This is a genomic window from Rahnella sp. 2050 (assembly GCF_040544515.1).
GTDB lineage: Bacteria > Pseudomonadota > Gammaproteobacteria > Enterobacterales > Enterobacteriaceae > Rahnella > Rahnella aceris.
Window position 1 is genome coordinate 313,599 of record NZ_JBEPKE010000005.1, and the last position, 12,148, is coordinate 325,746.

Annotated in this window: 8 protein-coding genes and 3 tRNA genes; 4 read left to right on the top strand and 7 right to left on the bottom strand. The window is 54.0% G+C overall.

Annotated features, from left to right (window positions below):
- Positions 1–23: 23 nt before the first annotated feature.
- Genes amiB through nnr form a run of 3 tightly spaced genes read right to left on the bottom strand, consistent with a single transcriptional unit; the run spans position 24 to position 3,790 of the window.
- Complete coding sequence (amiB, locus tag ABIC79_RS19515) at positions 24–1,790, bottom strand: N-acetylmuramoyl-L-alanine amidase AmiB (protein ID WP_119261158.1); 1,767 nt, start codon at positions 1,788–1,790, stop codon at positions 24–26.
- 7 nt (positions 1,791–1,797) lie between these two features.
- Positions 1,798–2,265, bottom strand: coding sequence for a tRNA (adenosine(37)-N6)-threonylcarbamoyltransferase complex ATPase subunit type 1 TsaE (gene tsaE, locus ABIC79_RS19520; protein WP_013573759.1), 468 nt, complete (start codon positions 2,263–2,265; stop codon positions 1,798–1,800).
- A gap of 10 nt (positions 2,266–2,275) precedes the next feature.
- Positions 2,276–3,790, bottom strand: a complete 1,515-nt coding sequence (gene nnr, locus ABIC79_RS19525; RefSeq protein ID WP_354568213.1) for a bifunctional ADP-dependent NAD(P)H-hydrate dehydratase/NAD(P)H-hydrate epimerase — start codon at positions 3,788–3,790, stop codon at positions 2,276–2,278.
- Here nnr and queG point away from each other — a divergent pair.
- Positions 3,789–4,943, top strand: coding sequence for a tRNA epoxyqueuosine(34) reductase QueG (gene queG, locus ABIC79_RS19530; protein WP_014411559.1), 1,155 nt, complete (start codon positions 3,789–3,791; stop codon positions 4,941–4,943). The genes nnr and queG overlap by 2 nt on opposite strands.
- Positions 4,944–5,257: 314 nt before the next feature.
- Here queG and ABIC79_RS19535 read toward each other — a convergent pair.
- The 4 genes from ABIC79_RS19535 to orn form a co-directional block, all read right to left on the bottom strand.
- A tRNA-Gly gene (locus tag ABIC79_RS19535) sits at positions 5,258–5,333 on the bottom strand.
- A 61-nt stretch (positions 5,334–5,394) separates the two neighbouring features.
- Positions 5,395–5,470: transfer RNA gene (locus ABIC79_RS19540), tRNA-Gly, on the bottom strand.
- A 57-nt stretch (positions 5,471–5,527) separates the two neighbouring features.
- Positions 5,528–5,603, bottom strand: a tRNA-Gly gene (locus tag ABIC79_RS19545).
- Positions 5,604–5,787: 184 nt separating this feature from the next.
- Positions 5,788–6,342, bottom strand: coding sequence for an oligoribonuclease (gene orn / locus ABIC79_RS19550; protein WP_014411558.1), 555 nt, complete (start codon positions 6,340–6,342; stop codon positions 5,788–5,790).
- A 126-nt stretch (positions 6,343–6,468) separates the two neighbouring features.
- Here orn and rsgA point away from each other — a divergent pair, with 126 nt between their 5' ends.
- From rsgA to mscM, 3 genes are all read left to right on the top strand, one after another.
- Positions 6,469–7,506 (top strand): small ribosomal subunit biogenesis GTPase RsgA, encoded by a 1,038-nt coding sequence (rsgA, locus tag ABIC79_RS19555; protein WP_013573755.1) that lies wholly within the window; start codon positions 6,469–6,471, stop codon positions 7,504–7,506.
- A 182-nt stretch (positions 7,507–7,688) separates the two neighbouring features.
- A complete protein-coding gene (asd, locus tag ABIC79_RS19560; protein ID WP_119261156.1) occupies positions 7,689–8,666 on the top strand; it encodes an archaetidylserine decarboxylase in 978 nt (325 codons plus the stop codon).
- A gap of 47 nt (positions 8,667–8,713) precedes the next feature.
- Positions 8,714–12,082 (top strand): miniconductance mechanosensitive channel MscM, encoded by a 3,369-nt coding sequence (gene mscM / locus ABIC79_RS19565; protein ID WP_013573753.1) that lies wholly within the window; start codon positions 8,714–8,716, stop codon positions 12,080–12,082.
- The last annotated feature ends 66 nt before the right edge of the window (positions 12,083–12,148 follow it).

Sequence of the window (12,148 nt, forward strand, 5' to 3'; positions counted from 1 at the left end):
CTGTGGCAGACGGTTATTCCCGCCTATGACTGTGGAATAGTTAAGGTTTGGCCGAGCTGTACCTCGCCAGACTTCATATGATTTGCGGTTCTGATGTCGTTCATGCTGACACCATATTTACTGGCGATCGCCGACAGCGTATCGCCGCGTTTCACTTTATGTTTCGCGGGTTTCTTCGCCGTTTTTGCTGTCGAATCCGGTGCTGCGGCTATTGAAGATGTGCGGGTTCCCGCAGGGACTTTCAATCGCTGGCCGACCCAGACGCCGTCTTTTTTCAACTTATTGAGGTCGCGCAGTGCCGCATTTGTCGTGCCATAGCTGTTCGCGATCCCGGTCAGGGTTTCACCCCGTGTCACTTTATGGATCTGCGTGGCACCGGCTGCCCCGGCAGTCACTTCAATCGGACCCGGTTGACTCACGGCAGAGCGGGTTGTCGCACTACTGTCTGCCGCCGCTGCTGATGAGGCCAGCAGCGGACGGTTTTCGACCTTTGGGCCGTTTTGTATCGGATGCGACTGGAAATAATTACGCAGGCCGATGTGGATAGCCCTCGCAATTTTATCCTGGTACGCGCTGCTGCCCAGCAGCCGCTCCTCAGTTGAATTACTGATAAAGCCGGTTTCCACCAGCAGGGAAGGAATATCCGGCGAACGCAACACGCCTAAACTGGCGTGCTCAGGCTTCGCTTTATGCAAAGAGCCAACGGATCGCAGTTCGCGCAGAACACGGGTCGCGACGTCATAACCCACACGTTGTGAATGACCGAACTGTAAATCCAGCACTGCCTGACTGAGATACGGGTCTGAAGCGGTATTCGCCAGCACATCCCCGGCGCCGCCGAGCAGTTCTGATTGTTTCTCGTGCTGCTCCAGCCAGTTACCCATTTCGCTGTTAGCACGACGGTTCGACAGCACCCAGACTGATGCACCACGTGCGCTGCGGCTTGGCGCGGCATCTGCGTGAATGGAAACCAGCACATTAGCGTTTTTCTTACGCGCCACATCGGAACGTCCCATGACGGAAATAAAGTAATCACCGTCGCGGGTCAAGACCGGCTGGAACATCGGGTCGGCATTCAGAATCGCCTGTAATTTACGGGCGATAGAGATGGTGACATTTTTTTCTTTCAGCCCGCCCGCGCCAATTGCGCCCGGATCCTGCCCGCCATGACCGGCGTCAATCGCGACAATTATCCTGCTGTCACTGGTCGACACGGTAGAAGAGCGTGAGTTATCCGGCGCCACCGTAGTAGCTACGACTTTAGTCTGATCATTGGTAAACGGGTTTGATTTTTCGGAAGGCGTAATCATTTTGCCCGCATTTGGCGATGGCGTGTTGGTCGCCACGGCAACCGGTGCACGCTGACGTGCCGGAGCAGAGGCGTTCATGGTCAGCACCACGGTGTACTGGCCGCCGTCTTTTTGTTTGGTGGCGTTGGTTCTGACTTTCTGATTCAGTTCAAATACCAGACGCTGACTCTGCGCATTGGGCGGCGTACTGGCACGCACACGCGTCACCAGATTCTGACCGTTGAAATTCAACGGCAAGCCTTTCATCACGCCGTCCTGACGGATATCCATCACTACGCGTTCAGGGTTGTGCAGAGGGAAAAAAGAGTAATCCGGTGAGCCATCAAATGTAATCGTAACGGTAGATTGCGTGGCACCGTTGGAAACATTGATGTTTTTCATGCCTGCTGCAAAAACCGGTGAGGCGAGCACAGCAAACAATATCAGCGTCGATAACAACATCGCGGCTGAAATATAAAGAGAGGTAAAACGTGAGTTCATCGCGTGATCATCCTTGCTGTTGAACACGATGCAGCAATTTTATGCCAGATTCAGAAACCGCCACCAGCTTCGCGGTGCGACCGGTCAGGGAATAATCCAGCGTCAGTTCAATATCCGGTTCTGGCAACACACCTGCCCCCTGCTGTGGCCATTCCACCAGACAAATAGCGTCCTGTGCGAAATAATCGCGGATCCCCATAAACTCCAGTTCTTCCGGATCAGCAAGGCGATATAAATCAAAATGATACACGGCAATCTTTTCCAGCTGATAAGGCTCAACCAGCGTGTAGGTCGGGCTTTTCACATTGCCCTGATGCCCTAATGCCTGAAGAAATCCCCGGCTAAAGGTTGTTTTACCGGCTCCCAGATCGCCATAAAGATGGATAACCGTTGAACCTTCACAGGCTTTCGCCAGGGAAGCACCTAGTTGCAACGTTGCCGCTTCGTCGGGTAAAGAGATATTAAGTTGATTCATTCAGTGATATCTATTTCTTCAGGTCTGGATTAACTAACGGGGCAATCACCGCTAAAAGATCAGTTGCCAGCATACCGCGCGTTCCCTGCCGGTGGGCAATTTCGTCTGCGGCAGCACCATGCACTACTGAGCCCGCGCAGGCCGCATCATAACTATTCAGTTTCTGAGCCAGCAGGCCGCCGATAATACCAGAAAGTACGTCGCCCATGCCGCCGGATGCCATACCGGCATTGCCGACATCCGCGACCGCCATCTCGCCACGCTCACTGGCAATCAGAGTGCCGGCACCTTTGAGCACCACCACGCCGCCATATCGCTCCGTGAGTTTCTTCGCTGAAAGTAAGCGGTCACTTTCAATTTCGTTCACGCTGCAACCTAACAAACGTGCCGCTTCGCCCGGATGGGGCGTCAGCACACGATTTTGCCGTTTCCGCGGATTGATTGCCAGCAGGTTAAGCGCATCAGCGTCCCATAAGGCCGGTTTATCCCAATTTTCTGCGCGTTCTACCGCCTGTTTGCCCCATTCTTTCTGACCCAGACCGGGGCCGATAACTAACACATCCGCCCATTCAAGCCCTTCATCGAGCGACTCTGCGGTGAGTTCCTGCACCATCAGCTCAGGTCTCGCGGTCAGTAACGGTCCGGTATTTTCTTTGTGAGTGAGTACTCGCACCAGTCCGGCCCCGCTTCGCAACGCGGCTTCCGAAGCCATGCGGATCGCCCCCGCAAAACCGGTATCGCCGCCCACTACCAGCAAACGCCCGTGTTCGCCCTTGTGAGAACAAGGGCGACGCGGGTGCAGCCATGCGCCTAATTGTGACGCATCCAGCCGTTGTAGGGGAGCAAGATGCCCGCCCAGCCAGCTTTCCAGCCCCAGCGCATCGCAGTGTAATTTGCCGGTGTAGTCGCGCGCCTGCCCGGTCAGTAAACCGGGTTTCAGGGCGATGAAACTGATCGTATGCGTGGCGTGAACCGCCTTCCCCGCAGTCTGACCTGTTTGCGCATCAAGACCGGAAGGGATATCTAAAGAGATGACAGGCAAAGACGCCGAGTTCATGGCTTCAATCAGCCCGTCATAAGGTGCTCGCGGCGCGGAAGATAAACCGGTGCCAAGCAAACCATCGATAATCAGATCAGCGTCCTGCGGCCATGCAAAGTCCGCAGGGTTAACCGTGCCGCCGCTTTTCAGCCAATCCTGCCGCGCTGTTTCTGCCTCTTCTGGCAGCGACTTACTGCCTGCCACGGCCAGCAGCGTCACGCTTATGCCTGCAGTTTTCGCCAGACGCGCAACTTCAAAACCGTCACCACCGTTATTACCGTGGCCACACAAAATCAGCCAGTGGCGGGTTTGCGGAAACTCACGCTGCGCCAGTAAAAAAGCGGCTTTTGCCGCACGTTGCATCAGTGTAAACAGAGAAATCCCCGTTTCCTGCGCCGCCTGGCGTTCAGCCTGTCGCAGCCAGTCAGCAGAAAACACAGAATGTGGTAAACTCGCCTCGTTTCGTTTTTCACGTTGGTTCGTCATGACACTCCCTCTCGATCTCGTTCAACTGGCTCAACATATCAAGCAATGGGGCCAATCGCTAGGCTTCCAGCAGGTTGGCATCTGCGATACAGACTTATCTGCCGAAGAGCCTAAACTGCAAGACTGGCTTGATAAACAATATCATGGCGAGATGGAATGGATGGCGCGCCACGGCATGTTACGCGCACGGCCGCATGAACTTCTGCCCGGCACATTGCGGGTGATCAGCGTGCGCATGAATTATTTACCCGCCAAAGCAGCCTTTGCCAAAATCCTGAATAATCCTCAACTCGGCTACGTCAGCCGCTATGCCCTTGGACGTGACTATCACAAAGTCTTGCGCCAGCGCCTGAAAAAACTTGGCGATATGATTCAGGCGCATTGTACTGAACATGCTGATCAGACCGTCACCTTCCGCCCTTTTGTCGATTCCGCCCCCGTGATGGAACGCCCGCTGGCGGCGAAAGCCGGTCTTGGCTGGGTTGGTAAACACTCACTCATTCTTAACCGTGAATCCGGTTCATGGTTCTTTCTTGGCGAACTACTGATTGATTTGCCCCTGCCTGTCGATCAGCCGCAGGAAGAGAAATGCGGAAAGTGCGTGGCCTGCATCACCACTTGCCCGACCGGTGCCATTGTTGCGCCTTATACCGTCGATGCCCGCCGCTGTATTTCCTATCTGACCATTGAGCTGGAAGGCGCAATACCGGAAGAATTCCGCGCGCTGATGGGTAACCGTATCTACGGCTGCGATGATTGCCAGCTGATTTGCCCCTGGAATCGCTATTCGCAACTGACGGATGAAGAAGATTTCAGCCCGCGCGCCGCGCTGCATGCACCAGAGCTGATTGAATTGTTTAGCTGGGCGGAAGAAAAATTTTTGCGTATCACGGAAGGTTCGCCGATCCGGCGTATCGGACATCTGCGCTGGCTGCGCAATATTGCAGTGGCGCTGGGCAATGCGCCCTATTCGGAAGACGTGCTTAATGCCTTACAGTCGCGGGAAGGGGAAAATGCGTTGCTGGATGAACATATCAATTGGGCAATCGCACAGCAGACAGAAAGAAGGAATGAACATCGGATAGAAGTGCAAACTTCACAGCAAAAACGCCTGATCCGCGCAGTGGAAAAGGGTTTGCCAAGGGATGCATAACCATTCCCCAAAGCAATGCATGAGAAAAGCGATATTTTCTGTGCATAAAAATAAAAATGCTTTGCCAATCAAGTGCAAAAAAAAGAGCAAGTGATCGTCATAACGTTTCTTTATAAATTTATATTGATTTAAATCAACAAGTTATATTTTGGCAATATGGCGGGCGCAAAAAACAGACAGTGTAAAAAAACAACTAAACCTGTGGATAAGTCTGTTTAAAACATTACTACAAATCGTGTAATGATCACGTCATTTATGCACAGAAAATGCAGGAAGAAAGCGTTAAGAAATGATTTTGAACTGAAGAAGAAAACTGGAGCGGGAAACGAGACTCGAACTCGCGACCCCGACCTTGGCAAGGTCGTGCTCTACCAACTGAGCTATTCCCGCATTGAGATGTCTGACATCTGCTGTACTGGCATTTGCTATAAATGTACAGCCTTTGAAACTTTGGAGCGGGAAACGAGACTCGAACTCGCGACCCCGACCTTGGCAAGGTCGTGCTCTACCAACTGAGCTATTCCCGCGTCGCATGGCACTGCTTTTTACGGCTTAAATCTTTGAATCTACGTAACTTAAAAATTTGGAGCGGGAAACGAGACTCGAACTCGCGACCCCGACCTTGGCAAGGTCGTGCTCTACCAACTGAGCTATTCCCGCTCTGCGCACTCAACGAAATTCTTCATCGGTACGGGGTGCGCATTATACGAGAAATCCTTTTAGCCGCAAGCCCCTGAAAGCAAAAAAATGAATTTTTCGTTCAAGTGTCGATTAAAACATCAAAGAGATGAATTAATCAGCGAAACACGGTGATTTCGTGCTCCGCAGCGCAATAAAAAAGATTTCAGTTATTCTGGAGATTAATAAAATGTTCGCGGTAGTAGGCTAATTCAGCGACGGATTCACGGATATCATCCAGGGCCTGATGGGTATTTTGCTTTTTAAAACCGGCCAGCACTTCCGGCTTCCAGCGACGCGCCAGTTCTTTCAGCGTGCTGACATCCAGGTAACGGTAATGGAAATACTCTTCCAGCTCCGGCATATACTTAAACAGGAAACGTCGGTCCTGCCCGACGCTGTTGCCGCAAATCGGCGATTTCCCCGCCGGAACCCACTCGCGCAGGAACTCGATAGTTTTTTGCTGGGCTGCATTGTCATCAAACGGGCTGGCTTTGACGCGATCCACCAGACCGCTGCCGGTGTGCGTACGCACATTCCAGTCATCCATCAGCGCCAGCTGAGCATCAGACTGATGCACCGCCATCACCGGCCCTTCGGCCAGAATGTTCAGATGCGCGTCCGTCACCAGCGTGGCAATCTCAATAATGCGGTCACGTTCAGGATCCAGACCGGTCATTTCCAGGTCGATCCAAATTAAGTTCGAGTCATTTGCAGCCATGATGTGTCCTGTTACAAAGTAGAGAGTTGACGGAGATCTCCGTCATTCGGGCAATTACTATAAAATAGCTGGTATCATAGTCGTTTTGGTCGCACCGAGCGATTAAAGCCAGTCAAGTGAGGCGCAGTGACTAAGTCAAAACTGTCTAAAGGGCAACAACGTCGCGTTCAGACTAACCATCAGCGTCGTCTGACACAGACCGACAAACGAAAAGAGCTGGACGATTCTCTGCATGGCGAACCGCAGGACGGCGTTGTCATCAGCCGTTTCGGGATGCATGCGGACGTTGAAGCGGCCGACGGCAGCCAGCACCGTTGCAATATCCGCCGTACCATCCGTTCTCTGGTCACCGGTGACCGCGTTGTATGGCGCGCCGGGGAAAATACCAGTGTGAAAGGTATCGTCGAGGCGGTCCACGAACGAACTTCCGTTCTGACACGCCCTGATTTCTATGATGGCGTCAAACCCATTGCCGCAAACATTGACCAGATCGTCATTGTCTCCGCCATTCTGCCGGAGCTGTCGCTCAATATTATTGACCGTTATCTGGTGGCGTGCGAAACCGTTGAAGTTGAGCCGCTGATTGTGCTCAATAAAATCGATCTGCTCGACGACGAAGGCCGTAAATTCGTTCAGGGCATGATGGATATCTACCGCAATATCAATTATCGCGTACTCGAAGTGTCGAGCCAGACCGGCGAAGGCATGCCTGCGTTTGAAAAGGCGCTGACTGACCGCATCAGTATTTTTGCCGGCCAGTCAGGCGTAGGCAAATCCAGCCTGCTGAACGCCCTGCTGCCACCGGATGAAAAACAAATTCTGGTGAATGAAGTCTCTGATAACTCAGGCCTGGGTCAGCACACCACCACCGCAGCGCGTCTGTATCACTTCCAGCATGGCGGCGACGTCATCGACTCCCCGGGCGTGCGTGAATTCGGCTTATGGCACCTTGCGCCAGAGCAAATCACCCAGGGCTTTGTCGAATTCCGTCCTTTCCTTGGCTACTGCAAATTCCGTGACTGCAAACACGGCAGCGATCCGGGCTGTGCAATCCGTGACGCCGTAGACCGGGGTGAAATAGCCGAAGAACGTTTCGACAACTACCACCGCATTCTGGAAAGCATGGAAGACGTAAAAACACGTAAAAACTTCGACACGCTGTAATGCTAATTAATTGAATTAACATGTTAATGGCAAACGGGTGAGGTTAACGGAAGTTGAACCGTTGATTTCACCCCGTTACAATCCTCCGCCATACAACACTGCGTGACCCTGAACTGATTTCAGGGTCTCCTGCAAAATGACCGGTAACGCCGGTCATTCATACCATCCAAGAGGTTTTCCCCGTGCTGGACAGTATCAAAATCAAACTGCAATACTTACTTCCTAAACAAGGACTGACCCGTCTTGCTGGCTGGGGCGCGGACAAACGTGCGGCCACGCTGACCCATTGGGTGATCAAAGCGTTTGCGCGTTTTTATAACGTCGACATGAAAGAAGCGCAAAACCCGGATCTCAAATCTTACACCACATTTAACGAATTCTTCGTGCGTCCGCTGCGCGATGGCGCACGTCCGGTCGTCAGCGGTCTGGATATGCTTTGCCTGCCAGCCGACGGCGCAGTTAGCCAGTTAGGGGCAATTACCGATGGCAAGCTGTTCCAGGCTAAAGGTCATTTCTACAGTTTAGAAGCGCTGCTGGCGGGTAACTATCTGCTGGCTGAGCAGTTCAAAGACGGCCAGTTCGCCACCATTTATCTGGCACCACGGGATTATCACCGCGTGCATATGCCGTGTGACGGCGTGCTGCGCGAAATGATTTATGTGCCGGGTGATTTGTTCTCCGTCAACCCGCTGACCGCCGCGAATGTGCCAAATCTGTTCGCCCGTAACGAACGCGTCATCTGCGTCTTTGATACTGAATTCGGGCCGATGGTGCAGATTCTGGTCGGCGCAACGATTGTCGGCAGCATTGAAACCGTCTGGGCCGGCTGTGTCACACCACCACGCGAAGGCATTATCAAACGCTGGACCTATCCGGCGGCGGGCGAAGAAGGTGCCATCGCGCTGGAAAAAGGTCAGGAAATGGGCCGTTTCAAACTGGGTTCTACGGTGATCAACCTGTTTGCCGCTAAACAAATTCGCTTCATGCCGAATCTGAGCAATGGCACCGTGACCCGCATGGGCGAACCGTTCGCTGAAGCGCTGCGTGCAGCGGCACCCGCAACAACTGACGCGCAAGCACCAGCAACAGAAGTACCTGTAGCAACAGAAACACCTGCTGGTGTGGCAACGGCTGAACCACAAGTCCCGAAAGATTATTAAGTTCGCCCTGAACAGACGAAAAGAACTGAGAAAAAGGATGTGACCGAGTGCGCCTGATCCCCGCCCTGCTGATGAGTTTACTGCTGTCCCTGCCATTGATGGCGGGTGCAGCCCCGACTGAAGATCAGCTCAAACAGGAGCTGAAACAGGCGGAAGCCAACAAAGAAATGGCCAATCAGACGCAGGTGGTTGAGGCGCTGCAAAGCGCACTCAACTGGCTGAATGAAGCCAGTGTTTCAGCCGGGCGCACGGCGGAATATCAAAAGGTCATTGATGATTTTCCAAAACTGACGCAGGCACTGCGCCAGGAATTGCGAAATCAGCCTGACAAGCCACCCGCGCTGGATAACAGCATCTCAGCCGCTCAGCTCGAGCAGCAAATTCTGCAAGTCAGCAGCCAGCAACTGGAAGAAACCCGCCAGTTACGTCAGGAGCAGGATCGTTCCCGTGACATCAGCGACTCACTAAGTCTGATCCCGCAACAGCAATCCGAAGCCCGCAACGCGCTGAGCGACATCGATCAGCGCATACAGGCGGCGACAGCGGCGGCCACCTCCTCACCCCTGGCGCAGGCGCAACTCAGCGCGCTTCAGGCCGAATCCGCAGCGCGCAAAGCGAAGGTGGATGAACTGGAACTGGCTCAGCTTTCTGCCAATAACCGGCAGGAACTGTCGCGGATGCGCACCGATCTCTACAAAAAGCGCGCCGATTTTCTTGATCAGCAATTACAGGTTTTACGCAACACGCTGAATAATCAACGTCAGCAGGAAGCCGAACAGGCGCTGGAAAAAACCGAGCTGCTGGCCGAACAGAGTGGCGAGTTGCCACACTCGATCAGTCAGCAGTTACAGGCAAACCGCGAGTTGTCGCTGGCGCTGAATCAGCAGGCGCAGCGGATGGACCTGATTTCCTCTCAACAACGTCAGGCCGCTGCACAGACTCAGCAGGTACGTCAGGCGATTAATACCATTCGCGAACAGGCGCAGTGGCTTGGCGCGTCTAATTTACTTGGCGAAACCCTGAGGGCGCAGGTTGCGCGTCTGCCGGATATGCCAAAACCGCAACAGCTTGACCGCGATATGGGCCAGTTGCGCGTTCAGCGTCTGCACTATGAAGATTTGCTGGATAAGCAGGCTATTTACCGTCAGGCGCGGCAGGACGATGGCAAACCGCTCACCACAGATCAGCAAAAAATTCTGGATGCGCAGCTGCGGACGCAACGTGATTTGCTCAATTCCCTGCTCTCGGGTTGCGATACCCAAATTCTTGAACTGACCAAGCTGAAAGTGGCAAACAGCCAACTGGTGGAGGCGCTGAATGACGTACATGACGCCGCCCACCGTTATCTGTTCTGGGTGGCAGACGTCAGCGCCATCGGCATTTCTTACCCGGTGCAGGTCGCGCATGACCTGAAACGGCTGGTCTCGCTGGATTCGCTCAGCCAGCTTGGCGGCGCGTCGATGATGATGGTCACCAGCAAAGAAACACTGTTGCCGCTGTTTGGCGCACTGATTCTGGTGATTATCAGCATCAGTTCCCGCAAGCACTATTATGCATTTCTGGAACGTGCCAGCAGTAAAGTCGGCAAAGTCACGCAGGATCATTTCTCGCTGACCCTGCGTACCGTGTTCTGGTCAATTCTGGTGGCGATGCCGTTACCTGTGCTGTGGGCCGCGCTGGGATTCGGGCTGCAAAGTGCCTGGCCGTATCCGATTGCGGTGGCGATCGGCGATGGCGTCACCGCGACGTTGCCAATCCTGTGGGCGTTTATGGTCAGTGCCGCGCTGGCACATCCTCAGGGATTGTTTGTGGCACACTTCGGCTGGCCGCAGCGTGCGGTGTCAAGGGCACTGCGCTATTACGCGCTGTCGATCTGGGTGCTGGTGCCGCTCATTATGGCGCTGATTACCTTCGATAATCTCAACGATCGCGAGTTCTCTAATACGCTGGGACGTCTGTGCTTCGTGATTCTGTGTCTGGTGGTCGCACTGGTCACCAATAGCCTGAAACGCGCGGGCATTCCGCTGTATCACGATAAAAAAGGCAACAGCGAAAACATCATTAACAAGACGCTGTGGTGGATGCTGCTGGGCGCACCGATTGTCGCTGCGCTGGCTTCACTGATGGGCTACCTCGCGACCTCACAGGCGCTGCTGGCCCGCCTGGAAACCTCGGTCGCCATCTGGTTCGTGTTGCTGGTGATTTATCACATTATCCGCCGCTGGATGCTGATTCAGCGACGTCGTATCGCCTTCGAACGCGCCAAGCAGCGCCGTGCGGAAATGCTGAATCAACGCGCCCGCGGTGAGGAAGATGGCCATCAGATCAGCACCAGCAATGAAGGCACGGTCGAGATTGAGGAACCGGTGGTGGATCTGGATGCCATCTCTGCCCAGTCGCTGCGGCTGGTGCGTTCTCTGCTGACGTTGATCGCGCTGATCTCGGTGATCTTCCTGTGGTCTGAAATTCACTCGGCCTTCTCTTTCCTGGAAAATATTCATCTCTGGCAGGTTGCGTCTACGGTTCAGGGGGTGGAAAGCATGCAGCCGATCACCCTCGGATCGGTGCTGATCGCCATTCTGGTGCTGATTATCACCACGCAACTGGTGCGTAATCTGCCCGCATTGCTGGAACTGGCGCTGCTGCAACACCTGGATCTGACGCCGGGTACCGGCTATGCCGTACTGACCGTCACCAAATACGTATTGCTGCTGATTGGCGGCCTGACCGGTTTCTCGCTGATCGGGATCGAGTGGGCAAAACTGCAATGGCTGGTGGCGGCACTCGGTGTCGGTCTCGGCTTCGGTTTGCAGGAGATCTTCGCTAACTTTATTTCCGGCCTGATTATCCTGTTTGAAAAACCGATCCGTATCGGCGATACCGTAACGATCCGCAACCTGACCGGCAGTATCACCAGGATCAACACCCGTGCCACGACGATCGCTGACTGGGACCGCAAGGAGATTATCGTGCCGAACAAGGCCTTTATCACCGAGCAGTTCATCAACTGGTCGCTGTCGGATTCCGTCACGCGTGTGGTGCTAACCGTGCCTGCACCGTCGGAGGCCAACAGTGAAGAAGTGACAGAAATTCTGCTCAACGCTGCGCATCGCTGTTCGCTGGTGCTGGATATGCCTGCGCCGGAAGCCTATCTGGTGGATCTCCAGCAGGGGATTCAGATTTTCGAGCTGCGTATGCATGCCGCTGAAATGGCGCACCGTATGCCGCTTCGCCATGAAATTCACCAACTGATCCTGGCTGGATTCCGCGAGCACGGCATTACACTGCCATTCCCGCCATTCCAGGTGCGTATGGAAACACTGCACCGCGCGCAAAATGGCAATAACGCGACCTTTACCAGCAGCAGCGGAAGTGGCCGCAGCGGAAACAGTTCGCGCTCACCGGGCGATTTGTAAGAGAAAAGAGAACAGCAAAAGGGCAGACTCTTCTGCCCTTTTTTACGTCTCAGGATGACAGACTGA